Origin of the sequence: Thalassospira sp. A3_1 (assembly GCF_017744215.1) — a bacterium.
GTDB classification, from domain to species: domain Bacteria; phylum Pseudomonadota; class Alphaproteobacteria; order Rhodospirillales; family Thalassospiraceae; genus Thalassospira; species Thalassospira lucentensis_A.
In genome coordinates, this window is record NZ_JAGHQQ010000001.1 from 1,260,551 (window position 1) to 1,285,204 (window position 24,654).

Below are 24,654 nucleotides of genomic sequence, written 5' to 3' on the forward strand. Positions count from 1 at the left end.
CGAACACATTGGATGAAAATCTAGGGATTATTTATGAGCGAACAATCGCAGCCGAGCTGGCATGGCACGACGATCCTGTCGGTGCGCAAGGGCAATGAAGTGGTGGTTGCCGGTGATGGTCAGGTTTCTTTGGGCCAGACCGTAATCAAGGGCAACGCCCGCAAAGTGCGCCGTATCGGCCAGAAAGGCGAGATCATCGTCGGATTTGCCGGGGCAACGGCGGATGCCTTTACCCTGCTGGAACGTCTTGAAGCCAAACTGGATCGTCATCCGGGCCAGACCATGCGCGCCTGTGTCGAACTGGCCAAGGACTGGCGCACGGACCGTTATCTGCGCAAGCTTGAAGCCATGATGGCGGTGGCCGACAAGGATGTATCGCTGGTCCTGACCGGGATGGGGGATGTGCTTGAACCTGAAGACGGCATTATCGCCATCGGATCGGGTGGGAACTATGCCCTTGCCGCCGCACGGGCCCTGATTGATCTGGATCTGAGTGCCGAGGAAATTGCCCGCAAAGCCATGGCGATTGCCGGTGATATCTGTGTTTACACCAATGACAGCGTTACGCTGGAAAAGATCGAGGATGCGAAATAAGGGTGCCGTTTCGGGCCTGACATCGCATTTCCGTCGCAAGAACTAACGGATAAATTTAATGACCCAACATTTCAGCCCGCGCGAGATCGTATCCGAACTTGATCGCCATATTATCGGCCAGAAAGATGCCAAGCGCGCGGTCGCCATTGCCTTGCGCAACCGCTGGCGGCGTCAACAACTTGACGACAATATGCGCAATGAAGTGCTGCCCAAAAACATTCTGATGATCGGCCCGACCGGCGTCGGCAAAACCGAAATTGCCCGGCGTCTTGCCAAACTGGCAGAAGCCCCGTTCATCAAGATCGAAGCCACCAAATTCACCGAAGTCGGTTATGTCGGCCGTGATGTCGAACAGATCGTTCGCGACCTTCTGGAAGTGTCGTTGGACCTTACGCGCGAAAGTATGCGTAAGAAAGTCCATGCCAAGGCGGAAATGCAGGCAGAAGAACGCATTCTGGATGGTCTGGTTGGTGAAAATGCATCGGCCGATACCCGCCAGAAATTCCGCAAGATGCTGCGTGAAGGCGAATTGCAGGACAAGGAGATTGAAATCCATGTCCAGGAAAGCAGTTCATCCTCGATGCCGACCATTGATATCCCTGGTATGCCGGGCGCACAGATGGGGATGCTTAACCTGTCGGACGTGTTTGGCAAGGCATTCGGCGGTCAGACCAAACCAAAACGCATGACCGTCGAGGAAGCGTTTGAACGTTTGATCGACGAGGAAGGCGACAAGCTTCTGGATATGGACAAGGTTACTGCCGAGGCGATCGAGAATGTCGAGCAGAACGGCATCGTGTTCCTTGACGAGATCGACAAGATCACTGCACGATCCGAACGCGGTGGCGATGTATCGCGCGAAGGTGTCCAGCGTGATTTGCTGCCGCTGATCGAAGGTACAAGCGTTTCGACCAAGCATGGCACGGTCAAGACCGATCATATCCTGTTTATCTGTTCGGGCGCATTCCATCTGGCAAAGCCTTCTGACCTGCTGCCGGAACTGCAAGGCCGGTTGCCGATCCGGGTCGAGCTGAAAGCCCTGACCGAGGAAGATTTCCGCCGTATCCTGCTCGAACCGGAAGCGTCCCTGATCAAACAGTATGTCGCACTGTTGAAAACCGAGGATGTTACGCTGGAATTTACCGACGATGCAGTTGATGAACTTGCCCGCATTTCGGCCAGCGTCAATGAAACCGTGGAAAATATCGGCGCACGTCGACTGCATACGGTGTTGGAAAAGCTTTTGGATGACATCAGCTTTACCGCGACCGACCGGGGTGGTGAGACGGTCAAGATTGATGCGAATTACGTCCGCGAACAGGTCGATGGGCTTGCCAAGGATGCGGATCTTTCGAAATTCATTCTTTGATCCTTGGCGATAGCGAAAAGCAAAAGACCGGCATTTTGATGCCGGTCTTTTTATTTCATGCGAGATATTCAGGTCTTCCCTTAATCAGGCTCGATGCAAGGTTCGGATATTATCGCTGGCCTTGGCAGGCAGATAGACCGTAAAGACCGATCCGACACCCTGTTCGCTGTCGATAGTCATTGTGCCGCGGTGGCGCTGCACCAGATGTTTAACGATGGCAAGACCAAGACCGGTGCCGCCAACGGCCCGCGACCGCGCTGTATCCACTCGGTAAAACCGTTCGGTCAGGCGTGGCAGATGTTCGCGTGCGATCCCGTCTGAATGATCCCGAATGGCGACTGCCAGAACACGGTCATGCCGGTAACGGGCTAATGCACCGGGGGTGTTTTTGGCCAATGTGATCGAGACATCAATACTGGTTTTCGGGTGACTGTATTTGATGGCATTTTCGACCAGATTGACGAAAACCTGCGTCATTTCCTTTTCCTCGCCAACAATTTCCGTGTTGTCGAGTTCGCAGGAAACCTTGATTTCCATGCCTTTCGCTTCGGCTTTCATGGCGAGAGTCTGTGCGACTTTGTCGATGATCCTGCCGATATCGCAGTCATCGGATGGCGGAGTATGTTCGTTCAACTCAATCCGGGCGAGTGACAGCAAATCTTCGATCAGATGCTGCATGCGCTGTCCCTGATCACGCATGACCGGCAGGAACTGGTTCAGGGCGTCGGGATCATCTTTGGCCGGGCCTTCAAGCGTTTCGATAAAGCCCAGCAAAACTGAAAGTGGTGTGCGCAATTCATGCCCGGCATCGGTTGCGAAATCGGCACGCATTTGTTCAAGCTTGCGAAGTTCGGTCAGGTCCGAGAAGGACAGAACAAAGTTCCGGTCGCCGGTTGCTGCGGGCAACCGTGCGGTTAGCACATCGAAATGACGATGGGCATCACTTGCCAGTATAAATTCGGCATGTTTCATCTGCTCGCGTTCGCCCGCGACATCATCAAAGGCGTCCAGCAGGATCGGATCGCGGATATAGCGTGTCAGATCACGACCGATTTCCAAATTGTGGAACAGGCCACGCGCTGCCTGGTTAAAGCCGGTAACAACGCGTTGCCGGTTCACCATCACCACCGGGTTTGGCAGGTGGTCGAGAATTTCGGCATCCGTACTGGTTTGCGCTTCGAGATGGGCGATGCGTTCGCGAAACGTGCTGGCGATCTGGGTATAAAGAGACGATAGTTCGGACGCGGCACCGAAAGAGAGATGCTGGGGCGGTGTGCCACGGAACTTGTCACGCAAAGCCATAGCGTAGCGTGCTACACGGCGTAAATCGCCAAAATAGATGCGCAAGACCCCGGCAATGCCAAGCCATGCCAGCGTTGCACACAGGATCGCCGTGCCCCAGCCAAGCAATTCCATCGCCGCCAGAATGATAAATATCGTGGCAGTCGGGAATCCAACCGCAAATGCGGTCATTAACAATTGGCGAAAGCCCAACGGATGCTCCTGATGTCGGGGATCTGTGCCGGTACGCGTTAACGCATGCAAAAAATTTGGACTAAAATGATTATGCGCCAGTAAAGATCAAATAAAAGTTAGATGACAGTTTTCAAGCATCAGAAAAGCTTGAAAAAATACGTCGTCTGAACTGTGATCATACATGCGTATAAGCCGAGTTTGCCAATAAATATGCAAATGCGTTAACGCCGTTGTCCCGCGTCGGTTATGACCTTCGATGACAAATCAGAGAATTTCGGCTCCTTCGTCAAACGTAAGACGTGGGCTGCGGGCAAACAGTTTTGACGCATCACCATAGCCGATATTGATCAGGAAATTGCTTTTGACCGGGGTACCGGCAAAAAATTCGGCATCGACCTTGGCATTGTCAAAACCTGACATCGGGCCGCAATCAAGGCCCATAGCCCGCAACGCAATAATGAAATAACCGGCCTGTAGCGTACCATTGCGAAATGCGGTAGCGGCAATTGCGTCATCCTTGCCGACAAACCACGATCTCGCATCTGTATGCGGGAAGAGTTGCGGCAGTTTTTCATAGAATTCCATGTCATGGGCGATAATGGCAGTCACCGGTGCTGCTATGGTTTTTTCAAGATTTCCTTCAGAAAGTGCAGGTTTCAGCCGTTCCTTGGCTTCGGGTGATTTGACGAACTTAATCCGCATCGGCTCGCAGTTCGCACTGGTCGGACCCATGACGGTAAGGTCCCATGCCTTTTTTAGCAGAGCCGTATCGACGTCACGATCCTGCCAGCAATTGTGGGTTCGGGCTTTGTTGAAAAGGATGTCGAGTGCGTCGGAATCAAGCATGCGAATCTCCGTTAATGCTGCGGTTGAAACAGGTATCCTGAAGTTAGGCTACGGAGGACTATACACAAGCGCAGTGACGAAATTGTGGAAAAACAATTGGTTCGCTGGTACGTTCACAAAAAACACAATTACCGGAAACCATGAAATCAAGGCTGTGGTTTTGGGGGCTGCAGTGACCAATGAGTGGGGTCGCAAATAAAGATGGATGTGGCAATGCAATCACAGACTAATGTGCAGCAAAATTCTGACGCTGTTGTGTGCGCCAATGGCGTGAATATGTTTCGTTGCATGGTATTTGGTGCGGCCTTTGCGATTGGCCTGACGGCTGGAGTTTCGCCCGGGATTGCGCAGGAAGCCAGCACAAGTGGTGCAACCACGTCCGCAGAATCACCGTCAGGTAATGCAAACTCGGCCGTTGTCTTCATGTATCACCGGTTTGCGGAAACCGATTACCCGTCGACCAATATTCGCGGGCCGCAATTTGAAGCACATATTCGCGAGCTGACAAACGGAAAATACACGGTGATGGGTGTCCCCGAAATCATCGATGCCATGCAAAACGGCAAAGGATTGCCTGATTACGCTATCGGTATCACCGTCGATGATGCCTACCGGTCTGTGTATGATGTTGCGTGGCCAGCGTTTAAAAAGCACAACCTGCCGATGACAATATTTGTTTCGAGCGAGCAGGTCGATGCCGGGTACGAGAACTACATGACCTGGGACATGTTGCGCGAGATGGTCAAAGACGGGGTTACCATTGGCGGCCACAGCCAGCATCATTCGCATTTGCCGAGCTTGTCGATCGAGGAAGTGAAAGCGGAACTTGCGCATTCTGCCCGGCGCTTCAAGGAAGAACTGGGCTTTGTTCCGGACATTTTTGCGTATCCTTACGGGGAAGCCAGTGATGATGTGATCGCGGCGGTCAAGGAGGCCGGTTACAAGGCGGCATTTGGCCAGCAAAGCGGTGCCATGAGCACAGAATCGGACATAATGTATCTGCCGCGTTTTGCGATGAACGAGAATTATGGCGAGATGGACCGCTTTACGCTGGCAGCCAATTCATTGCCACTACCGGTCAGCGATGTCACCCCGCCAAATTATACGCTTGAACGTAACCCGCCAGCGTTCGGATTCACGTTGAAGGAAAAGACAGGTGATGTCGCCTGCTATCCGTCGGAGGGTGAACCGACCATGAACCGGCTGGGCGAGGAACGGGTTGAAATTCGGCTGGATGCCACGGTTTCGTCAGGACGGTGGCGGATCAATTGCACCTCGATGGGGCCGAATGGCCGGTGGCGCTGGTTCGGAATGCTTTATACCGTTCCGTGATAGATTGTTGAAAATAAATAGTAAAACAACGCCATAGGTTTTACGAACCTGTGGCGTTTTTTCTGATCATTTTGGACGCTTGCACGGGATCAACGGAGAAGGTAGGTTAACCACACTTCTTCAACGTAAATAGTTGGTAACCACAGTGCTAGCAGGAAAAAATATCCTTCTGATCATCTCGGGCGGCATTGCTGCCTACAAGGTTCTTGAGGTGATCCGACGCTTGCGCGACCGGGAGATCAATATCCGAGCGATCCTGACCAAAGGTGGTGCGGAATTCGTAACCCCGCTTTCGGTGGCCGCCCTGACCGAGAACAAGGTTTATCAGGATCTTTTTTCCCTGACCGATGAGGCCGAAATGGGCCATATCCGCCTGTCGCGTGAGGCTGACCTTGTGCTGGTCGCCCCGGCAAGTGCGGATATTCTTGCCAAAATGGCGACTGGACAGGCGGGCGATCTGGCGACGACGGCCCTGCTTGCGACCAACAAGCCGGTGATGGTTGTACCAGCGATGAATGTCGAAATGTGGAATCACGCAGCAACACAGGCAAATATCGCGACTCTTGAAGGACGCGGTGTAATGCGGGTTGGTCCGGCGACGGGTGATTTGGCATGCGGTGAAACCGGATCGGGCCGTCTGGCGGAACCTGCCGAAATTATTGCGGCGGTTGTTGATTTTCTGGAAGGTCAGCCAGCCAGAAAGCCGCTTGCTGGGAGAAAGGCAGTTGTGACCAGCGGTCCGACACACGAACCGATTGATCCGGTGCGATACATCGCCAACCGGTCGTCGGGCAAGCAGGGTCATGCAATAGCCGCGGCACTTGCTGTTGCAGGAGCCGATGTGACGCTGGTGAGCGGACCGGTCAGCTTGCCTGATCCGACGGGGGTAAAGGTTGTGCGGATCGAAACGGCCCGGCAGATGCTGGATGCTGTGCAGGCTGCCCTGCCCGCCGATATTGCGGTATGTGCCGCCGCGGTTGCCGATTGGCGTGTGGCCGCAGAAGCCGGTCAGAAACTGAAAAAAGATGGGTCGGGTGTGATTCCGGACCTGAAGCTTTCGGAAAATCCGGATATTTTGGCGACCATCAGCCAGAAAGGGCCAAAACGCCCGGATTTGGTTGTTGGTTTCGCAGCCGAAACAGAAAATGTCATCGAACATGCCCGCGCCAAGCGGGCGCGCAAGGGATGCGACTGGATTCTTGCCAATGATGTGACGCCGGGTACGGGCACCTTTGGTGGTGATTACAATGAAGTTTTCCTGATTTCCGGCGCGGATGGTGCCAGTGACGAGGTCTGGCCCCGGCAGGGCAAGGCCGGTGTCGCACGTGCGCTTGTGCAACGAATTTCCCGGCATTTTGCCTGATTTGAATAACTTGATAACCCGCTGCATGTCCAAGGCGTGCAGCCAGAAATATGAAGACAAGGAACTTTTATGACGCGTTTGACTGTCGATCTGAAACAGTTGCCCCATGGTGCAGATTTCCCGCTGCCTGACTATGCCACCGCACAGTCGGCGGCCGTCGATCTGCAGGCGGCGATTGACGATACGCTTGTGATCGCGCCGGGTAAACGGGCCATGGTCGAAACCGGAATCGCGATTGCCCTGCCAGCCGGGTTTGAAGCGCAAGTTCGTCCGCGTTCGGGGTTGGCGGCGAAGAACGGTGTGACGGTTCTCAATAGCCCAGGAACGATTGACGCTGATTACCGCGGCGAAATCAAAGTGATCCTGATCAATCACGGGGATGAGGCTTTTACCATCGAACGTGGTATGCGCATTGCCCAGCTTGTGGTCGCGCCGGTGACGCAGGTGGCATGGAATGCGGTTGCCGATCTGGATGAAACGGCGCGTGGTGCCGGTGGTTTCGGATCGACCGGTGTTGCCGCACCGGCAGGTAGAACGGACTGATTATCGTTGAGGGCAGCAGCAATATCACCGAAGAATATGGGTCGGTTGGTGATGTTGCTGCCTTGTGAACTCTGAAAATGGCTGGTCCCGGTACTTCCGGGGGGATCGACGGGACCGCAAGGGGAGTATGAAAGAAACGATGTTAAAACTGTCAAAGAAGATGCTGTTTGCCATCGAGGCGGTGGTGGACATTGCCTATAACGCCGCAGGTGAGCCAGTGCAAAGCCGTGACATCACCGCGCGCCAGGGTATTCCGAAACGCTATCTTGAACAGACTTTGCAGCAGCTGGTGCGTGCCGACATTCTTGTCGGTGTGCGTGGTCCGCGTGGCGGCTATCGTCTGGCACGTGAACGTCGTCGTATCACCCTTGCCGATATCGTGTCGGTCATCCGGTCGATGGAAACATCCGATGACCCGATCGAGGATCCGGCAGGATCTCCGTTGGGTAAGGAAGTCGTGCGCCCGCTTTGGCGTGAATTACAGGACGAAATGATGGTGTCGCTGACCCGGATCACGGTCGAAGATTTATGTAATAGAGCACGTGACGCTGGTCTGCGAAGTGGGATCGAGGAATCCCCGGATTTCATCATTTAATCGTCGGAACAGGTTGCGGATTGTTGTATCGTTAAACCACAAGAATCCGCTGCGGTTCACATCTGATACACAGGCATCAGGAAACCGGCCCAACCGGGATTTACGTAAAAACTGTTTAAACCCGATTGACTTGGGTGTTAGACAGGATAAATACAAATCCAGAATGTGGTTGGTTTTAAATTACAAGAAATTGCGAGGAAAACATGACTGAGTTTCGCGGCAAGATTTACGACAGCATCATCGACACCATCGGTGCAACGCCGCTGGTTCGTCTATCACGCTTGGCAGCGGCCGAGGGTGTGAAGGCCGACCTGATTGGCAAGCTTGAATTCTTCAACCCGCTGGCCTCGGTCAAAGATCGTATCGGTCTCGCAATGATCGAGGATGCCGAAAAATCAGGACGCATCAAACCTGGTGCGACTCTGGTTGAACCGACTTCAGGTAATACCGGTATTGCGCTAGCTTTCGTGGCGGCGGCCAAGGGTTACAAACTGATCCTGACCATGCCTGAAAGCATGTCGCTGGAACGCCGCAAGATGCTGATGCTTCTGGGCGCGCAAATCGACCTGACCCCGGCTGCCAAGGGCATGAAGGGGGCGGTTGCTCGTGCCGAGGAACTGGTTGCCGAGATTGATGGCGCGATCATGCTTCAGCAGTTTGAAAACCCGGCAAACCCGGAAATTCATCGCAATACCACTGCCGAGGAAATCATCAAGGATACCGCCGGCAAGATCGATATCTTTGTTGCCGGTGTCGGTACCGGCGGGACATTGACCGGTGTTGGTGAAGTCCTGAAAAAGCATAACCCGAATATCCAGATTGTTGCGGTTGAACCGGAAGACAGCCCGGTTATTTCCGGTGGCGCACCGGGCCCGCATAAAATCCAGGGCATTGGTGCCGGTTTCATTCCGGGCAACCTTCATACCGATGTGATCGACAAGGTCATGACGATCGGAAACGAAACAGCCTTTGCCACTGCGCGCAAACTCGCAAGCATCGAAGGCCTGCCGACCGGCATTTCGTCCGGCGCGGCTGTTGCCGCCGGTATCGAGTTGGGTCAGTTGCCGGAAAACGAAGGCAAGCGCATTGTGGTTATCATCCCGAGCTTTGCCGAGCGTTACCTGTCGACCCCGCTGTTCGAAGGTCTGCAGTAATTCGGTTTTGCTGACCGAGCATCTTGTAAAAAAGGCCCGGAATTTTCCGGGCCTTTCTTGTCTGTGGCATGCGCGCTATATGCAATGGCAGATCGTTTGAACCAAATGAAAGAAACTGCCTGTGAGTGATTTTGATTTCAGCGAAAATGAAGTGCAGCGTTATGCCCGGCATATCGTCCTGAAGGATGTGGGCGGCACAGGCCAAATGAAGCTGAAGCGCGGGCGGGTTCTGATTGTGGGCGCAGGCGGACTTGGATCGCCCTTGGCGATGTATCTGGCGGCAGCCGGGGTCGGTACCATCGGGATTGTCGATGCCGATACGGTCGAACTTTCCAATCTGCAGCGTCAGATCGCGCATGGTATGAAAGACTTGGGCTCGCCCAAGGTCGAAAGTGCCAAGTCGACCATGCTTGATATGAACCCGGAAATCAGTGTGCAGACGCATTATGTGCGGCTTGATGCGTCCAATGTTATGGACCTGATTGCGGGTTATGATGTGATTGCCGATGGGTCGGACAATTTCGAAACACGATTCCTTCTAAACGATGCGTGCTATTTTGCCGGCAAAACGCTGGTATCGGGTGCGGCCCTCCGGTTTGACGGCCAGGTTGCGACATTCAAGGCGCATCAGGGCGATCCGCATCCCTGTTATCGCTGCATCTATCACAGTCCTCCGCCCGAAGACGCCATTCCGTCCTGTGCCCAGGGCGGTGTCCTGGGCTCGGTCGTGGGAATGATTGGCGGGATTCAGGCAACCGAAATCCTCAAGGAATTGATGGGGATTGGCGATGGTCTGTCCGGCAGGCTTGTGATTGTCGATGCACTTGGTGCATCCTTCCGAAAGATCAAAGTCCCGCGTGATCCGGGCTGCCCGCTTTGTTCCGAAAATGCCAGCATCAAGGACCTGTCCATTCATGAGCACTGAAAACGCCAACCAGTCCGAAAGCCCGAAGAAACTGTCGCTGGTGGTGTTTTCCGGCAGCTTTGAAAAGGTTCATTACGCACTCGTAATGGCATCGGCGGCACTTGCATCCGGGCGCGAGGCAACCCTGTTTTTTACGATGGAAGCCAGTCGCGCCGTGTTGGCCCCTTCGGGCTGGCGTCACTTGCGGACTGAGGCCGAAGGGGCAACGGCTACCTCGATTGATCTCAGCTATTCCACACGTGGCATCGGCACGTTCGAGGAACTGCTGTCGGCCTGTGTGGCGCTGGATGGTAAGTTCATGGTTTGCGACATGGGCCTTCGCGCGCTTGGTCTGGAAAACGAAGCAAAGCGTGAAGAGCTCAAAATCGAGACGGGCGGCGTGGTAACGTTCCTTAATGACGCCCGTCAACAGGGCGAAATGCTTTTTATCTAAGAAACATTGATGAATTCAGTTGGTGCTTGTTAGTAGCTTGATGCCAAGTCCGGCAAGGCACAATCCCACACCACGTTCGATCCAGATTTTGATGGCTGCGATGCGCGCTTGCACCGAAGGCAATGTCAACGCAACCGCGACCAGCGTAAACCAGATCATGTGGCATGCTGCGATATAAAAACCGTATCCGATCTCCATCAAAACCGGTGTATCGGGAGAAATGACCTGACTGAACAACGAAACGATGAACAGCATCGTCTTGGGGTTCAGGGCATTGCAGACAAAACCGACCCAGAACGCGGATCCATTCCGTTTATGATTCGCTTTCGGCTTGTTGATGTTTTTGTTTGCCATTTGGGTCTGAATTTCGGTTGGATTTTTCGCCAATAAGGCCCGTATATCCGGCCAAAGTGCCGATATTCCCAGCCATATCAGATAGGCAGCACCCAGATAGCGTAAGCTGGTCAGAACCCAGACATTACTGGCAAACACAACGCCAAGCCCGATCAGCGTATAGGTAAGATGTATCGAAACACCGCTGCCGATCCCGATAGCGCACAGCACACCAGCGCGACGACCACGTGCAAGTGCAATACGCGTCACCATGGCGAAATCCGGCCCGGGGCTGATAACGGCAAGAATGGTGATAATGGCGACGGCAATGACTTCGATCTGAGCAATGGCTGGCATGTTCGTGGTCCTTGATCTGTGAGATTATTCAGTATCAAATTGAAAAGATCGCCAGAAAATCGAAAATTCGTAGGGAATTTCGTGAGTAATATTCACAGAAAACGCAATCTGCCACCCCTTGCCGCTTTGCCCGCCTTTGAGGCGGCGGCGCGACACCAAAGCTTTTCGCGTGCTGCCGAGGAATTGCACCTGACGCACGGGGCGATCAGTCGCGCCGTGGCGCAGATCGAGGAACGGTTGGGTATTGATCTGTTTGTTCGTCGTAATCGGCGTGTCTGGTTAACTCAGGCAGGCGAAAGGCTTTTGAAGTCGGTGGCAACCGCACTGGACGGGCTTGATGGCGCTATCGAAGAAATTCACCGCCATGATAGTGCATCGCCGATCCTGTCGGTGTCGTGCGAGCCCAGCCTCGCCATGCGCTGGTTAATGCCAAGGCTGGGCGCGTTTCGCGAATCCAATCCTGACTTGAATATCGATCTACGGCTGGCTGGTGGCCCGGTTGATCTGCTGGTTGAGGGATGCGATGTGGCAATCCGGCGGGCTGATTTCGGTATCGGCGGGGATTACGAGGTAACGCGCCTTTGGCCGGAATTTGCCGGGCCGGTTTGTGACCCGGATTGTTGGGAAAACATTCTGGCTCGTGATTTGTCAAATGCCCGATGGTTACACAGTCGCACGCGACCTGACGCCTGGGATGTCTGGAAACGGGCGAGTGGAAGCAATGCCAGCCCGGCAAGCGAGCAATATTTTGACCATTTCTTTTTTACGCTTCAGGCAGCCGCCAATCGTTTGGGGACCGCAATCGGGTCCTTGCCTCTGGTTTATGATGATCTGGTTGCAGGGCGGCTTGTCGCCCCGCATGGTATGGCGCCTACCGGCTATGACTATGTTCTGATCACGTTGGATAGACCGGGGCGCGACCCGCGGATTTTACGATTCTTTGACTGGTTGATGGCCGAAGCCAAAGGGATTGAAGATGGCGCCGTGCCAAAAGGCTGATTCAAATCGCGGTGCCCGATTTGCTGGTGGTGGAACAATGCGGGAACAGGAGGCGTTTCGGTCTGTATATCAAACAGATTGAAACGCGAACTGGATATGGGCATGACGGATCTTCCCTATTTTGCAACGGCTGAACGATATTTCGATATCGGTGTGATCGATATGGTTTTGCGGCTGTGTGCGGCAACCGTGATCGGAATGGTGATCGGCTTGAACCGTGATGTGAATGGCAAGCCGACCGGCATGCGCACATTGGCGCTGGTTGCGCTTGGTGCGGCGGTGGTGTCGGTTGTTGCGGTCCATTTTCAGGATCTGATCGATCATCCCGATGCGTTATCGCGCGTCGTGCAGGGGATTTTGCAAGGCGTTCTGACCGGGATCGGCTTTATAGGGGCGGGTGTGATCCTGCGCCAGCCAAAAGACATGTCGGTTAGCGGCCTGACAACGGCGGCCACCGTCTGGATCACGGCTGCCCTTGGTATCGCATGTGCTCTGGCGGCTTGGCATGTGGTGGTGATTGCGACGGTCTTGACGCTGATTGTCCTGATCGCCTTGAAACCGTTCGAACTTATGCTGGTTCGCCTTCTGGGCAACGAGCAAACCGTCGAGGATATCAAGGAAGACAAACAGGGATAGTCGGGTTTGATCAGAAATCTTCTCCCTCGCGGAAGGCGACAAGATCGTCGATCCGTCGATAGGGTAAAAGCGTTTGCAGTTCTTCGGCCGGGGTGCCGGTCATCAGGCCGTGCAAATGTTCTGACAGCACTTTACCGACCTTGCGTTGTGGCTGGTAGTAATAGGCGAGCTTCTGTCTGGACAGCATGCGAAACGGCATGCCGCCAAAACCGACAATACCGATCCCGTCCCGTATCGTGTCCATGCCCAGTTCCAGCAATGCCTCCAGCGCACCAATCATGGTCATCTGGCTGGCGCACACCACTGCGGTGGCATCGCGCTGATTGCCAAACAGGCGGATAGTGGCTTCGCGCGCCGCACGGACGGACACGTCCGATGTCATCCAGATCAGGCTTTCTGGATCAAGTCCTGCCTCGATCATCGCGCGCCGCGCACCGCGTTTGCGATAGCCAAAAAAAGTCAGGTCTTCGGGCGGATCAATCATGCCGATTTTGCGATGGCCATCATCAATCAGGCGTTTGACCGCATCATAAGCCGCCTGTTCATCGTCATGATCGACAAAGGCATGCGGGGTTAAAAGTTCCGTCCGGCCAAAACTGACAAAGGGAAAGTCATGTTGCAGGCAGTATTTGGCGCGGCTGTCCTGCAGGGTCGTGCGCGAAAATACAACTGCGTCGGCCATATGCTGCGTATGAACGCGACGCACGGGTTCAAGCGGGTCTTCACTACTGGTTTGGGCAAGAACGACAAGTGAGTAATGATCGGCCTCCAGCCCCTTGGCGAGGCTTTCAACCTGAGCCAGAAAACCCGGGTCGCCGTAATCGCCGACTTCCGGAGAATACAAGATAGAACAGACCTGCATCGTCTTGCCAGTGCGCAGCATGACGCCGCGGGCATCGGGATGGTAGCCGATTTCGGTTGCCGCGGCTTTGACGCGGGCGACCGTATCGGGTTTGACCTCCGGCCCGTCTTTCAATGCACGCGAGACCGTCGTGACCGACAGGCCAAGACGATCGGCGATGGTGCGAAGGTTAGGGCGGGTGGCTGACATATACAGGTCCGTTCATTTATTCTTTGGCGGACAATCTAATCGCCCGTTTGCGGTTAAGGCAATGCGTTGCTTTCGATCACGCGACGCATGAAGTCATAGGATGCCTTTGGCGTGCGCTTGAGCGTGTCGTAATCGACATGCACCAACCCGAACCGTTTTTCATAGCCATAGGCCCATTCGAAATTATCCAGCAACGACCAGGGCATGTATCCCTGCACATTTGCGCCTTCGTCCACCGCCCGCAAAAGGGCCGAAAGATACTCGTGGTAATAGGCAATGCGGTCCTGATCGTCGATATAACCATTATGGCCGGGAACGTCCGTGAAGGCACCGCCATTTTCGGTCACGAAAACCGGCGGGTTGCCATAGTTTTCCTGCAGGATTTTCATGGTGCGATAGAAGCAGTCACCGTCAATCGCCCATCCCATTTCCGTACGGCGGAAATATCTCGGCGGTTCGGCATGTTTGAATGGCCATGCGCGCCCTTCGGCGGCTTCGATATAGCTCGGGAAATACTGGTTCAGCCCCTGAAAATCGACTTTGGTCTTGATCGCTTCAAGGTCACCATCCTGAATGTGCGGTTCCATTCGATCAATGATCAGCTCGGGATATCGACCGTAATAAACCGGATCAAGAAAGATGCCGTTCCATTTGGCCTCGAACAGATCGATTAGATGGGCATCCTGTTCGCGCCGATGCGGCAGAGTATAGGCCTTGTGCATCGGCAAAACGAATCCGACTGGTGCATCCGAAGAGTGATGCTTGATCACGCGGGTCGCACGGGCATGGCACATATTCAGATGGTGGGCGGCCCGCATTGCCGCGCGCGGGTCGGTAATTCCCGGTGCGTGGCGGCCTTCTTCGTGGCCAACCCACGCCACAACGTTGGGTTCGTTAAACGTAACCCATGATTTGACCCGGTCGCCAAATCGCGTCACCAGCAGCTCGGTATAGTCGCCAAACCAGTCGACAATGTCGCGATTGGTCCAACCGCCGCGGTCCTGCAATGCCTGCGGCAGGTCCCAGTGATACAGGCATAACCAGGGATCAAGGCCGCGTTCGCACATGCCGTCAATTAACCGGTCGTAAAATGCCATGCCGGTTTCATTGACTTTGCCCGTGCCGTTCGGAATGACACGCGGCCACATCACCGAAAATCGATAATGTTTGGCACCAAGCCCCCTGATCAGGTCAAGATCTTCGGCCCAGCGATGATAATGGTCGCAGGCGACACTGCCGTTATCGCCATTGGCAACCCGGCCGGGTGTTGCACAGTAGGTATCCCAGATGCTGTCGCCGCGCCCGTCGTCGCTCGCGCCGCCTTCAATCTGATAGCTTGAGGTCGAGACACCCCAGCGGAAACTGTTGGGAAAAGGTTTGGTCATGGTTGTTTCCTTGCCCTGTCGCGGATCGCATTCGTTGGCAGATCCAAAATCGTAACGTTTCGGAGATTTCGGCAAAAAAATAATGCCGGATCGATTTCGCCTTATTATGGCCGGGTCTTGTTGATTGACAAGAGTGAATAAAGCGCCTATCAAAAAAATCGAAACGTTACGAATTTTCGACCATCAAGAAGTCGGGCGCGAACGTATCCATTAGGGAGGACATCCGTTATGAAGAAATTTTCAAAGGTCGCAGCACTCGCGACATTTCTGAGCGCCGGTGTTTCTGTCGGTGCGCTTCACGCCCAGACAGCCGAAGTTCTGCACTGGTGGACCTCGGGCAGCGAGCAGGCTGCCTTGGGCGAAATCCGTGCGGCTTTCGAGGCGCAGGGCGGCAAATGGGTCGATACACCGATTGCCGGTGGCGGCAATGCTCGTGCGGCTGCGGTCAACCGCATGCTGGGCGGCGATCCGGCGACTGTTTTCCAGTTTTCCATTGGGCAACAATTGCGTGAACTGGCCGATCAGGGGCTTTTGGCCGATGTGAATGCGGTGGCCGAGGAAGAAAACTGGGATGAAAAGCTGCCGCCGCTGATCGTACAGGCCGCAAAATATGATGGCGATTACATCGCGGCCCCGATCAACATCCACGGTGAAAACTGGATGTTTTACAATACCGAAGCGATTGAAAAAGCCGGGATCGAGGTGCCAAAAAGCTGGCCGGAATTTATTGATGCGGCCAAAAAGCTTGAAGATGCCGGCATTGTCCCGATCGGTCTTGGCGGGCAGCCGTGGCAAGAACGTATCCTGTTTAACAGTGTCCTTCTGGGTGTTGGCGGACGTGAATTTTACGCTCAGCTATACAGCACGCTGGATGATGAACTTCTGGCATCCGACACCATGCGCAAGGTGTTTGAAACCTTTGCAGCGCTTAAACCCTTTGTCGATGAAGCAAGCCCGGGCAGGAACTGGAACGAGGCGACCAATATGGTCATTCGCGGCGATGCGGCGTTTCAGTTCATGGGCGACTGGGCCAAGGGTGAAATCATTGCTGCCGGGGTTGAACCGGGTACAACGGTTGGCTGCGCCTTCGCCCCGGCTATTGATACCGCCTATATCATGACGGTTGATGCCTTTGCCTTTTCCGCCATGGACGGTGACGAAGCCCAGGCTGCCCAGCAAAAGATGGCCGAGGTCATGCTTGAACCCGATGTTCAGATTGCCTTTAACAAGAAAAAGGGCTCGATCCCTGCCCTTCTTGATGTGTCAGGTGACAGTTTCGATGCCTGTGCACAAAAAGCCATGGCAACATTGCAGGACAAGAAAACCCATCTGGTCAGTACCGGACTGTTTGGCGTTCCCAGTGCCGTTTCCGGGGCAATTGATGACAGTATCTCCAATTTCTGGAACAGTGCTGACATGAGCCCGGAACAGGGACAGGAAGAATTCCGTCAGGCGATTTCCTACGCCAAATAAGGCAGATGGAATGACACGACTTTGCAGGTGCGCCGCTGCCTCATGCAGCGGCGCCTTTACAAAGAAGCGAGATTATTCATGGCCGAACCGGCACAGGGTGCGTTGAAGACTTCGCACGACGGCAGATGGCGCTGGCGTCCGCAATGGACGGCAAGAATGGCGCTGATTCCTGCCATGACGATTACCATCGTCTGTTTCTATGGTTTTATCATCTGGACCTTTGTGATCTCGCTGACGCGTTCGCGTCTGTTGCCGGTTTATAAATTTACCGGGTTTGATCAATATGTGCGTCTGTTTGCTAATGAACGCTGGTGGACGGCGATGCAGAATATCGCCATCCACGGCTTCCTGTTTATCGGTGGATGTATTGTTTTCGGCTATTTGCTGGCGATCCTGATTGATCGCGGGGTCAAGGCCGAAGGCATGTTTCGCACGGTTTTCATGCTGCCGCTTTCGATGTCTTTCATCGTTACCGGTGTCATCTGGCAGTGGGTGATGAATCCGGGGCTGGGTCTTCAGGATGCAGTGCGCGAACTGGGCTGGACCACGTTTGAATTCAACTGGATTGTGCGACAGGACCGGTCGATTTATACACTGGCAATTGCTGGGATCTGGCAACAGGTCGGGCTGTGCATGGCACTGTTTCTGGCGGGGTTGCGTAATGTCGACCCCAATATCTGGAAAGCATCCCGGGTGGATGGCATCCCGGTCTGGCGGGTCTATCTGCATGTGATTACGCCGATGATGCGGACCGTGTTTTTTACGGTCTTTATCCTGATGAGTGCGATTGTCATGAAAGCCTTTGACCTTGTTGTCGCCCTGACGGGTGGTGGTCCGGGCTTTTCATCGGATTTGCCGGCGAAATTTGTGGTCGATCATATCCTGAACCGGCAGGAACTGGGCCTTGGCGCGGCAGGTGCGTTTGTTTTGCTCTGTACCGTGATCGCAGTCATTTCGCCCTATATCCATTTTGAATTGCGCAAAGCACGCGACGGCGGAGGGCATTGACCATGCGATATAACCGTGTTGCGCTTTACGCGATGCTGGGGATCGCGGCCCTGATGATTTTGGCGCCGGTCTTCATCATGGTTTCGACGTCGCTGAAATCGATGGATGAAATCCGCGACGGCAGTATCTTTACTCTGCCGGCAGAACCAAATTTTGACGCATGGGGCGAGGCATGGTTTGGCGATTGTACCCAGACTGTGGGTGAGAATTGCGGTGGTTTGTCATCGTCTTTCCTGACATCGGTCAAAATCGTCATTCCGGCCCTGTTTTTATCGGTCGGGCTTGGTGCGGTGACGGGTTATGCCCTGGCAGCGTGGAAGATGCGCGGCGCCAATCTGATGTTTGCCGCCCTTCTGGTCGGCATGTTCATCCCGCCTCAGGTCACACTTTATCCCCTGATCATCATGGTGCGTGAATTGGGGATATTTGGCTCAATTCCGGGACTTGTTCTGGTGCATGTCATCTGGGGTGTCGCCTTTACCACCATGATGTTTCGAAACTTTTTCAAAACCGTTCCGCAGGATCTGCTGAAAGCCGCCCGGATTGACGGGGCGGGATTCTGGCCCTTGTTCTGGCATGTGATGTTGCCCCTGTCGTTGCCGATCCTAGGCGTCGCGATGATTTTGCAATTCACATACATCTGGAACGATTTTCTGCTGGGCCTGACCTTTGGCGGGCGATCCGGACAGCCGATGACGGTTGCGCTTAACAACCTTGTCGGATCGCAGTTCGGTGAAAAGGAATATAACGTGGATATGGCTGCCACCATGCTGACAGCGCTTCCGACACTGGCGGTTTATCTGCTGTCGGGGCGGTTGTTTGTTCGCGGAATTGCGGCTGGTGCAGTGAAAGGATAACGGAAATGAACGGCGTTGAATTACGTGGTGTGACCAAGGCCTATGCCGGTCTGACCGTAATGAAGGACATCAATCTCGAAATCGAGGATGGCGCGTTTCTGGTTCTGCTGGGGCCATCGGGTTGTGGAAAATCGACGATCCTGAATATGATTGCCGGTTTGGAACCCGTTACCGGTGGGGCAATTCACATCGCCGGGCGGGATGTGACAGAACTGGAACCCGACGAACGCGATATCGCGATGGTGTTTCAGTCTTATGCGCTGTATCCGACCATGTCGGTTCGCAGGAATATCGGTTTTGGCCTTAAAATGCGCGGCATGCCCAAGGCCGATATCGAAAAACGGGTCGATGAAATCGGTGAACTTTTGCAAATCACCCCGCTTCTGGATCGCAAACCATCGCAATTGTCCGGTGGCCAGCAGCAGCGTGTGGCAATCGGCCGTGCGCTGGTGCGCGAACCATCGGTTTTCCTGTTTGATGAACCGTTATCGAATCTTGATGCCAAATTACGTGCCGATATGCGTGTGGAACTGAAACGCCTGCATGAACGGCTTGGCCGGACAATTGTCTATGTCACCCATGACCAGATCGAAGCCATGACGCTGGCAACCAAGGTGGTGGTACTGGACAAGGGTGCCATTCAACAGGCCGATACACCGGAAAATGTCTATCGCCGGCCGGCCAACAAATTTGTCGCCAGTTTCGTCGGGGCCCCGACCATGAATTTCATTGATGGCAAGCTGGTACAGGACGGCGATGGTATTGCATTCGATGGTGGGTCTGGTCAGTTGCCTTTGGCAAATTTGCCTACCCGCTCACGTGATCTGATCGGGCAGCCCCTGACCTTGGGCGCGCGTCCCGAACATCTGATGTTTGATGATCTTGGGGCCAATGCACGGGTGCTTCTGGCTGAGCCGACCGGACCGGATCAGTATGTCCGTCTTGCGGTTGCCGGATCGGAAGTCACCGCGCGCACCGGCCCCGAACAGCATTTCAGTTCCGGCACTGATGCGCGTATCATGATTGACGGGGCACGTGTGTCGCTATTTGATCCTGAAAACGGACGCGCAATTCTTTAGGTTGTCCAATTCCGTATTCGGGGAATCTATCCGATATTATTTCATCATGCTTTGCGGCAGGGAACTGTCCGAAAACAGCGGGTATTTGCTGCGCGCGTTGGGTAACTGATAGTGCCACCATTCATGATCGTAATATTCGAACCCGGCGCTGACCATAATGCCAAGCAGTAGTAAACGGTTGGCTTCGGCGTCTTTTGAAAGCCCGTCCGCCCCGTGATAGGACCGGATATGCATTTCGTCAAACCCTGCCCCCATATCCAGTTCCTTGCCGTTTTCGTCCAACAGCGTTAGATCAATGGCAACACCACGGCCATGTGGCGATCCAATATCGGGATTGGCGATGAAATCGGGATTGGGTGTATGGTTCCAAAGGGCCCTCTGGGCTTCCTGTGGACGGAAGGCATCCAGAATGCGAATGCGTTTCCCGTGACGTCGTGCCATGGCGACAGCCTTTTTCAGGCAGTCGGCAGCATCGCGATGAAGATAGCAGGCAGGCCGTGAATAAATTGGTGCCCCGGTGAAATTGCGATCCGTGGCATAAACAATATCGATTTCGACATCATATTCTTGTGGCGTAATTTCGACCAGCGCCATTGCCGGAGGCCCCCTGTTCTTGTCGTTTACCGATTACATCAAAAAGATGCTTACCGGTCAGTTGCGCAGCAATTCCCATAGCGCAGATCAAACCGCATCGCAAACGCCATCCGGGGCCATTGAAAAAACAGGCCCGACGCTTTTGGCAATCGATACTGCGTCAACATCGCTTTCAACAGCCGTTCTGATCAATGGCGTGGTCAAGGGCGAGCTTTACGAAGACATGGAACGCGGTCAGGCCGAAAACCTGATGGGCTTCATTACCGAAAGCCTTAGCCAGGCAAGCATCACGTTCGACGAGGTTGACGGTATCGCCGTGACCGTTGGACCCGGGGCCTTTACCGGCATGCGGATCGGGCTTGCGACCGCGCGTGCACTGGGACTGGCGCGCAAAATTCCGGTGGTCGGTGTCAGTTCGCTTGAGGCAGTGGCTTATGGGGTTTCCGAACGCGATCAGCAGGGACGCAATATTCTGGTCGCACTCGACAGCAAGCGGAACGAGATTTTCGCCCAGGCTTTTGATGGCAAGAAACGTGCGCTAAGTGCACCGGAATGTGTTGCTCCGCGACAGGCACTGATGATGGCGCCACCCGGTGATACGCTTCTGGCCGGTGATGCGACCCCGCGCCTTTTGACCGCCGCTGCCCATGCGCCTGATGCGTTTTATGATTGCACCGCCCCCGGCCTTCCGCGGGCGGGAAATGTGGCACGGATTGCCGCGGCACGTTGGGGGACGGATGAAAACCTTCCACCGGTGCCGATGTATCTGCGTGCGCCCGATGCGCGCCGTATCGAGGATCAGGGACCGGCAAAAAGCAGACAGGCAGACGAAGGATGAGTCATTCTTCCCGTCAGACGGAACTTGTAGACAGGATTGAAATCGTTCCCCTGACGGCGGCGTTTTGCCCTGTTGCCAGTGCGCTTCATGCCCAAGGGTTCGAAGATCAGGATCACTGGTCGGCAGACGAGATAATTGCGCTGCTTGATGTTCCCGGTGCTTTCGGATTTCTGGCCTTTGCCCCGGGAAACGAGGCGGAAAACCGGCTTGATACGCCGCTTGGCTTTATTCAGATGCAGGCGGTGCTGGACGAGGCGGAAATCAACACCATCGTTGTTGCCAAAGAAGCCCGTAAACGCGGTGTGGCCAGAAATTTGCTGTTTGCGGTCTTCGAGCGGTTGCATGAAACCGGCGTCGGTCGTGTCCTGCTGGAGGTTGCCGAGGATAACGCACCGGCGATTGCGCTTTATCGTCATTGCGGCTTTACCGAGATCGGGCGGCGTAAAAAATACTATCGCCGCAAGTCCGGCCGCGAGGTAGATGCACTTGTTATGGAACGTGATCTTGGAACTTGTGTCTTGGGCTGGAATACTTGATGCAAGCTGGATGCATTCTATTTTGATATATCCACATCAAATGTGTGGTTTTGACTGCCAAGCTGTTATAGTCTAAGCACCGATGACGGCGCACCGGATCGGTTTCATCCCTTGCGGATGGTTACCCGATATGTTTCCGGGGCGTTGGCAAGTTCGACAATATCGATAACTGTGTCGCCCATTTCGGTGACGGAACGCGGAACGTTTTTTAATGGTTCGCCTGCGCCCAGTGTGACTTCCAGAATCTGGCCTTGTGTCATGGTTTCGAGTTTCAGCCGGGTGCGAACAAATGTCATCGGGCAGACATCGTTTGTGATGTCGATCTTATGGTCGGGCGTGGTGTCGTCCATATGCTGTCTCCTGATCGGGCACCGGAAACGTGAAGTAGCGTTTCATTGGACAGGAGGCAAGCCGGAGAGAACAAAATATCGCGATTTGTACCTTGCGATATGTGACAGTTTTCTCGATATTTAGCCCACATGAGAGCAAAAGCCTGGGAGCATCCTGGCTTGGGGACAGGCGGAACCGGAAACGAGAAACAAGACTATGCTTGCAGAATCAACCATCGAGCAGAAGTGCATCGACGCGGGTCTGAAAATGACCGGCCAACGCCGGGTAATTGCCCGAGTCCTGTCGGAATCAGAAGATCATCCCGATGTGGAGCTCGTTTATCGCCGGGCGACGGAAATTGACCCGAAGATTTCGATTGCGACCGTTTATCGGACCGTTCGCCTTTTTGAAGAGGCGGATATTCTCGAAAAACACGATTTCGGCGATGGCCGTGCGCGTTACGAGGAACTGACCGAGGAACATCATGATCATCTGATCGACATGCGGTCGGGTAAGGTGATCGAATTTTCGAACGAAAAAATCGAAAAGCTTCAGGAAGAGATCGCCAAAGAGCTTGGTTTTAAGCTTGTTGGTCATCGTCTGGAGCTTTACGGCGTTCCGATGAAAGACGAAAAGTAACCGATTTCTGACAAGCCGGTTGCGAAAATCGCAGATTTCAAGCCGCCCGCTCGACAAGAGCGGGTGGTTTTTCATATTCCTGTTACGCGTTCTTAACAAAGCCTTCACTCGCCCCTGATGCGAAACTTGCGCAAAATCTGCGCAGATGAACGAAAGGGAGTTGCGATGAGCGACGATCGACAGCAGCGGCTAGAGGTTCGCCTCGCCGAAACCGAGGACGAAATCCTCGCCAGCCAGAAACTTCGCTACAAAGTGTTCTATGAGGAGCGTGGGGCAAAGCCCAGCGCAGAAATGGCTGCGGCCGAGCGCGACTTTGACCACTACGATCCTTTGTGCGACCACCTGCTGGTAATCGATCACAATCGCGGACAGGGACCTGACGGTGTTGTTGGAACCTATCGCCTGTTGCGTCAGTCGGTTGCCAATCAGCACGGTGGCTTTTACAGCGCAGATGAATATCACATCCAGTCGATGCTTGATGCGGCACAGGGCAATGGCGAGATCATGGAACTTGGTCGTTCCTGTGTCGAGGAAGCCTACCGCACCATGCCGACCCTGCAACTCCTCTGGCAGGGAATTGCGGCCTATGTATTCAAATACGATATCAAACTGATGTTTGGCTGCGCATCGTTCCATGGCACCGATCCGGATGCGTTTGGCGATGTTCTGACCTATCTGCATCACAACCATCTGGCACCCGAAGAAATGCGCCCGCGCGCGGTCGAAGGTCGGTACGAACCAATGGCGCGTACGACCATCGATGCAATTGACGCCCGCCAGGCGCTTCGCGATCTGCCGCCATTGATCAAGGGCTATCTGCGACTGGGTGGTTTCGTTGGTGACGGTGCGGTGATTGATCATCAGTTCAATACCACTGACATCTGCATTGTGTTACCGACGGAAAAGGTAACGGATCGTTACTACAAGCATTATGAGCGGACCGCGAGGGTATCGTGAACTGTTATGCGTGTGCAGCCATCCGGCTGTTGGCCTATGCCCTGCTGACTTTGATCCTGATCCCGGTTCAGGTGATGGCGATTGCATTTCGACTGCGATTGGCTGATGACCTGCCGCGGGTTTATCATGCACTTTGCCTCAAAATCCTGCATATCGAGCTTCGGGTTTCCGGGGCAGAGTTGATGGATGGGCCGGGTGTGATTGTGGCTAATCACGCATCCTACCTTGATATTCCGGTGCTGGGGGCTTTGGTTCGTGGCAGTTTCATTGCCAAGACCGAGGTCGCCAGCTGGCCGGTTTTTGGAACACTTGCCAAGTTGCAGCGATCCACCTTTGTAGAACGTCGTCCGGTTCGTGCACGCGAACAGAATGACCAGATTTCCCAGCGCCTTGCCGACGGGCATAAGTTGATCCTGTTCCCGGAAGGCACCAGCAACGACGGCAACCGTGTGCTGCCGTTCAAATCGACCCTGTTTGGTGTTGCCGAACGCACCATGCCTGATGGATCGCCAGTAAAAGTCCAACCGGTTTCGATTGCCGCCACCCGTCTTGACGGTGCGCCGATCGGGCGTGATTTACGGGCATTCTATTCGTGGTACGGGGATATGGACTTGGCGCCGCATTTGTGGCAGTTTCTGGCGCTTGGCAAAGTAACGGTTGAGCTGGTTGTTCATCCGCCTGTGACGCTGGCAGATGCCGGGTCACGCAAGGAACTTGCCCGGATGTGTGAAACAGCTGTTGCGCGTGGACATCACGCAGCGCTGACCGGCATGCATCAGGGCGTTCCGGTTCCGCTGATTGATAATGGACGTTCGGGTGACCTGATCGGTTTTTCGCCGCTGGCCATTGTTTCCGAAGACTTTCGTTTGTTCGGACCTGATCGTCAGTTCGGTTCCTGACCGTTTTGCCATATAATCGGGTTGTGTGAATTGGGTTTCATGTAACCGGAATT

The 24,654-nt window shown here is 54.3% G+C and carries 27 protein-coding genes; 20 read left to right on the plus strand and 7 right to left on the minus strand.

Going from position 1 to position 24,654, the window contains the following annotated elements; genetic code table 11:
* Nucleotides 1-33 precede the first annotated feature (33 nt).
* A complete protein-coding gene (gene hslV, locus J7395_RS05660; RefSeq protein ID WP_062960281.1) occupies nt 34-594 on the plus strand; it encodes an ATP-dependent protease subunit HslV in 561 nt (186 codons plus the stop codon).
* Between the two features lie 58 nt (nt 595-652).
* Complete coding sequence (hslU, locus tag J7395_RS05665; protein WP_209220796.1) at nt 653-1,963, plus strand: ATP-dependent protease ATPase subunit HslU; 1,311 nt, start codon at nt 653-655, stop codon at nt 1,961-1,963.
* Nucleotides 1,964-2,047: 84 nt separating this feature from the next.
* On the opposite strand, the gene J7395_RS05670 is transcribed toward hslU, so the two are convergent.
* Nucleotides 2,048-3,457 carry an ATP-binding protein gene (locus J7395_RS05670; protein ID WP_209220798.1) on the minus strand — a complete coding sequence of 470 codons (1,410 nt, stop codon included), beginning with the start codon at nt 3,455-3,457 and terminating at the stop codon, nt 2,048-2,050.
* Between the two features lie 246 nt (nt 3,458-3,703).
* Nucleotides 3,704-4,285, minus strand: a complete 582-nt coding sequence (locus tag J7395_RS05675) for a malonic semialdehyde reductase (protein WP_209220799.1) — start codon at nt 4,283-4,285, stop codon at nt 3,704-3,706.
* Between the two features lie 213 nt (nt 4,286-4,498).
* Here J7395_RS05675 and J7395_RS05680 point away from each other — a divergent pair, with 213 nt between their 5' ends.
* The 7 genes from J7395_RS05680 (at nt 4,499) to J7395_RS05710 (ending at nt 10,630) form a co-directional block, all read left to right on the plus strand.
* A complete protein-coding gene (locus tag J7395_RS05680) occupies nt 4,499-5,617 on the plus strand; it encodes a polysaccharide deacetylase family protein (RefSeq protein WP_209220802.1) in 1,119 nt (372 codons plus the stop codon).
* Between the two features lie 145 nt (nt 5,618-5,762).
* Entirely contained in the window at nt 5,763-6,980 is a 1,218-nt protein-coding gene (coaBC, locus tag J7395_RS05685) for a bifunctional phosphopantothenoylcysteine decarboxylase/phosphopantothenate--cysteine ligase CoaBC (protein ID WP_209220803.1), read from the plus strand.
* A 69-nt stretch (nt 6,981-7,049) separates the two neighbouring features.
* Complete coding sequence (dut, locus tag J7395_RS05690; RefSeq protein ID WP_209220804.1) at nt 7,050-7,523, plus strand: dUTP diphosphatase; 474 nt, start codon at nt 7,050-7,052, stop codon at nt 7,521-7,523.
* Between the two features lie 139 nt (nt 7,524-7,662).
* Nucleotides 7,663-8,118: an Rrf2 family transcriptional regulator gene (locus J7395_RS05695; RefSeq protein WP_062950528.1), complete on the plus strand. Its 456-nt coding sequence runs from the start codon at nt 7,663-7,665 to the stop codon at nt 8,116-8,118.
* A 203-nt stretch (nt 8,119-8,321) separates the two neighbouring features.
* On the plus strand, nt 8,322-9,272 hold the full coding sequence (cysK, locus tag J7395_RS05700) for a cysteine synthase A (RefSeq protein ID WP_062949947.1): 951 nt from the start codon (nt 8,322-8,324) through the stop codon (nt 9,270-9,272).
* 121 nt (nt 9,273-9,393) lie between these two features.
* Nucleotides 9,394-10,197 carry a molybdopterin-synthase adenylyltransferase MoeB gene (gene moeB, locus J7395_RS05705; RefSeq protein WP_209220805.1) on the plus strand — a complete coding sequence of 268 codons (804 nt, stop codon included), beginning with the start codon at nt 9,394-9,396 and terminating at the stop codon, nt 10,195-10,197.
* Complete coding sequence (locus tag J7395_RS05710; RefSeq protein WP_062949943.1) at nt 10,187-10,630, plus strand: DsrE family protein; 444 nt, start codon at nt 10,187-10,189, stop codon at nt 10,628-10,630. Before moeB ends, J7395_RS05710 begins: the two co-directional genes overlap by 11 nt.
* A gap of 15 nt (nt 10,631-10,645) precedes the next feature.
* Here the strand turns inward: J7395_RS05710 and J7395_RS05715 are convergent, their stop codons facing one another.
* Nucleotides 10,646-11,320, minus strand: coding sequence for a LysE family translocator (locus J7395_RS05715; RefSeq protein ID WP_062960276.1), 675 nt, complete (start codon nt 11,318-11,320; stop codon nt 10,646-10,648).
* A gap of 81 nt (nt 11,321-11,401) precedes the next feature.
* Between J7395_RS05715 and J7395_RS05720 the strand changes: the two genes are divergently transcribed.
* Nucleotides 11,402-12,319: a LysR substrate-binding domain-containing protein gene (locus tag J7395_RS05720; protein WP_209220806.1), complete on the plus strand. Its 918-nt coding sequence runs from the start codon at nt 11,402-11,404 to the stop codon at nt 12,317-12,319.
* Between the two features lie 102 nt (nt 12,320-12,421).
* Nucleotides 12,422-12,955, plus strand: coding sequence for an MgtC/SapB family protein (locus J7395_RS05725; protein WP_062950527.1), 534 nt, complete (start codon nt 12,422-12,424; stop codon nt 12,953-12,955).
* Between the two features lie 10 nt (nt 12,956-12,965).
* Here the strand turns inward: J7395_RS05725 and J7395_RS05730 are convergent, their stop codons facing one another.
* Together J7395_RS05730 and J7395_RS05735 are read right to left on the minus strand one after the other, a co-directional pair.
* Nucleotides 12,966-14,006: a LacI family DNA-binding transcriptional regulator gene (locus J7395_RS05730; protein ID WP_209220807.1), complete on the minus strand. Its 1,041-nt coding sequence runs from the start codon at nt 14,004-14,006 to the stop codon at nt 12,966-12,968.
* 53 nt (nt 14,007-14,059) lie between these two features.
* Nucleotides 14,060-15,391, minus strand: a complete 1,332-nt coding sequence (locus J7395_RS05735) for a GH1 family beta-glucosidase (protein ID WP_247741969.1) — start codon at nt 15,389-15,391, stop codon at nt 14,060-14,062.
* A 228-nt stretch (nt 15,392-15,619) separates the two neighbouring features.
* Between J7395_RS05735 and J7395_RS05740 the strand changes: the two genes are divergently transcribed.
* The 4 genes from J7395_RS05740 to ugpC all read left to right on the plus strand — a co-directional run bounded on the left by J7395_RS05740 (nt 15,620) and on the right by ugpC (nt 19,808).
* Nucleotides 15,620-16,864, plus strand: coding sequence for an ABC transporter substrate-binding protein (locus tag J7395_RS05740; RefSeq protein WP_062960273.1), 1,245 nt, complete (start codon nt 15,620-15,622; stop codon nt 16,862-16,864).
* A gap of 156 nt (nt 16,865-17,020) precedes the next feature.
* Complete coding sequence (locus J7395_RS05745; protein ID WP_062950523.1) at nt 17,021-17,872, plus strand: sugar ABC transporter permease; 852 nt, start codon at nt 17,021-17,023, stop codon at nt 17,870-17,872.
* A 2-nt stretch (nt 17,873-17,874) separates the two neighbouring features.
* The gene (locus J7395_RS05750; protein ID WP_062960272.1) at nt 17,875-18,729 is read left to right on the plus strand and encodes a carbohydrate ABC transporter permease; all 855 of its coding nucleotides are present in this window, start codon (nt 17,875-17,877) and stop codon (nt 18,727-18,729) included.
* A 5-nt stretch (nt 18,730-18,734) separates the two neighbouring features.
* Nucleotides 18,735-19,808: a sn-glycerol-3-phosphate ABC transporter ATP-binding protein UgpC gene (ugpC, locus tag J7395_RS05755; RefSeq protein ID WP_209220809.1), complete on the plus strand. Its 1,074-nt coding sequence runs from the start codon at nt 18,735-18,737 to the stop codon at nt 19,806-19,808.
* Nucleotides 19,809-19,844: 36 nt separating this feature from the next.
* On the opposite strand, the gene ddpX is transcribed toward ugpC, so the two are convergent.
* Nucleotides 19,845-20,402, minus strand: a complete 558-nt coding sequence (gene ddpX, locus J7395_RS05760) for a D-alanyl-D-alanine dipeptidase (protein ID WP_062949930.1) — start codon at nt 20,400-20,402, stop codon at nt 19,845-19,847.
* 19 nt (nt 20,403-20,421) lie between these two features.
* Between ddpX and tsaB the strand changes: the two genes are divergently transcribed.
* Together tsaB and J7395_RS05770 are read left to right on the plus strand one after the other, a co-directional pair.
* Nucleotides 20,422-21,240, plus strand: a complete 819-nt coding sequence (gene tsaB / locus J7395_RS05765; RefSeq protein WP_062949928.1) for a tRNA (adenosine(37)-N6)-threonylcarbamoyltransferase complex dimerization subunit type 1 TsaB — start codon at nt 20,422-20,424, stop codon at nt 21,238-21,240.
* A complete protein-coding gene (locus tag J7395_RS05770) occupies nt 21,237-21,776 on the plus strand; it encodes a GNAT family N-acetyltransferase (protein WP_209220811.1) in 540 nt (179 codons plus the stop codon). Before tsaB ends, J7395_RS05770 begins: the two co-directional genes overlap by 4 nt.
* Nucleotides 21,777-21,880: 104 nt before the next feature.
* Here J7395_RS05770 and J7395_RS05775 read toward each other — a convergent pair whose 3' ends face one another.
* Nucleotides 21,881-22,126: a sulfurtransferase TusA family protein gene (locus tag J7395_RS05775; RefSeq protein ID WP_062949924.1), complete on the minus strand. Its 246-nt coding sequence runs from the start codon at nt 22,124-22,126 to the stop codon at nt 21,881-21,883.
* Nucleotides 22,127-22,322: 196 nt separating this feature from the next.
* Here J7395_RS05775 and J7395_RS05780 point away from each other — a divergent pair, with 196 nt between their 5' ends.
* The 3 genes from J7395_RS05780 (at nt 22,323) to J7395_RS05790 (ending at nt 24,601) form a co-directional block, all read left to right on the plus strand.
* Nucleotides 22,323-22,745 (plus strand): Fur family transcriptional regulator, encoded by a 423-nt coding sequence (locus J7395_RS05780; RefSeq protein ID WP_062949922.1) that lies wholly within the window; start codon nt 22,323-22,325, stop codon nt 22,743-22,745.
* A 165-nt stretch (nt 22,746-22,910) separates the two neighbouring features.
* Entirely contained in the window at nt 22,911-23,702 is a 792-nt protein-coding gene (locus J7395_RS05785) for a GNAT family N-acyltransferase (protein WP_082832775.1), read from the plus strand.
* Nucleotides 23,699-24,601: a lysophospholipid acyltransferase family protein gene (locus J7395_RS05790; RefSeq protein WP_062960269.1), complete on the plus strand. Its 903-nt coding sequence runs from the start codon at nt 23,699-23,701 to the stop codon at nt 24,599-24,601. The genes J7395_RS05785 and J7395_RS05790 overlap by 4 nt, the downstream gene beginning before the upstream one ends.
* Nucleotides 24,602-24,654 lie beyond the last annotated feature (53 nt).

Coding starts and splice junctions, on each gene's coding strand:
- J7395_RS05715 (WP_062960276.1), bottom strand. CDS start 11,320: ATGCCAGCCATTGCTCAGATCGAAGTCATTGCCGTCGCCATTATCACC.
- J7395_RS05740 (WP_062960273.1), top strand. CDS start 15,620: ATGAAGAAATTTTCAAAGGTCGCAGCACTCGCGACATTTCTGAGCGCC.
- J7395_RS05695 (WP_062950528.1), top strand. CDS start 7,663: ATGTTAAAACTGTCAAAGAAGATGCTGTTTGCCATCGAGGCGGTGGTG.
- J7395_RS05770 (WP_209220811.1), top strand. CDS start 21,237: ATGAGTCATTCTTCCCGTCAGACGGAACTTGTAGACAGGATTGAAATC.
- hslV (WP_062960281.1), top strand. CDS start 34: ATGAGCGAACAATCGCAGCCGAGCTGGCATGGCACGACGATCCTGTCG.
- J7395_RS05780 (WP_062949922.1), top strand. CDS start 22,323: ATGCTTGCAGAATCAACCATCGAGCAGAAGTGCATCGACGCGGGTCTG.
- J7395_RS05730 (WP_209220807.1), bottom strand. CDS start 14,006: ATGTCAGCCACCCGCCCTAACCTTCGCACCATCGCCGATCGTCTTGGC.
- J7395_RS05745 (WP_062950523.1), top strand. CDS start 17,021: ATGGCGCTGATTCCTGCCATGACGATTACCATCGTCTGTTTCTATGGT.
- J7395_RS05750 (WP_062960272.1), top strand. CDS start 17,875: ATGCGATATAACCGTGTTGCGCTTTACGCGATGCTGGGGATCGCGGCC.
- hslU (WP_209220796.1), top strand. CDS start 653: ATGACCCAACATTTCAGCCCGCGCGAGATCGTATCCGAACTTGATCGC.
- cysK (WP_062949947.1), top strand. CDS start 8,322: ATGACTGAGTTTCGCGGCAAGATTTACGACAGCATCATCGACACCATC.
- J7395_RS05725 (WP_062950527.1), top strand. CDS start 12,422: ATGACGGATCTTCCCTATTTTGCAACGGCTGAACGATATTTCGATATC.
- dut (WP_209220804.1), top strand. CDS start 7,050: ATGACGCGTTTGACTGTCGATCTGAAACAGTTGCCCCATGGTGCAGAT.
- J7395_RS05735 (WP_247741969.1), bottom strand. CDS start 15,391: ATGACCAAACCTTTTCCCAACAGTTTCCGCTGGGGTGTCTCGACCTCA.
- ugpC (WP_209220809.1), top strand. CDS start 18,735: ATGAACGGCGTTGAATTACGTGGTGTGACCAAGGCCTATGCCGGTCTG.
- J7395_RS05710 (WP_062949943.1), top strand. CDS start 10,187: ATGAGCACTGAAAACGCCAACCAGTCCGAAAGCCCGAAGAAACTGTCG.
- J7395_RS05785 (WP_082832775.1), top strand. CDS start 22,911: ATGAGCGACGATCGACAGCAGCGGCTAGAGGTTCGCCTCGCCGAAACC.
- ddpX (WP_062949930.1), bottom strand. CDS start 20,402: ATGGCGCTGGTCGAAATTACGCCACAAGAATATGATGTCGAAATCGAT.
- J7395_RS05680 (WP_209220802.1), top strand. CDS start 4,499: ATGCAATCACAGACTAATGTGCAGCAAAATTCTGACGCTGTTGTGTGC.
- J7395_RS05675 (WP_209220799.1), bottom strand. CDS start 4,285: ATGCTTGATTCCGACGCACTCGACATCCTTTTCAACAAAGCCCGAACC.
- J7395_RS05775 (WP_062949924.1), bottom strand. CDS start 22,126: ATGGACGACACCACGCCCGACCATAAGATCGACATCACAAACGATGTC.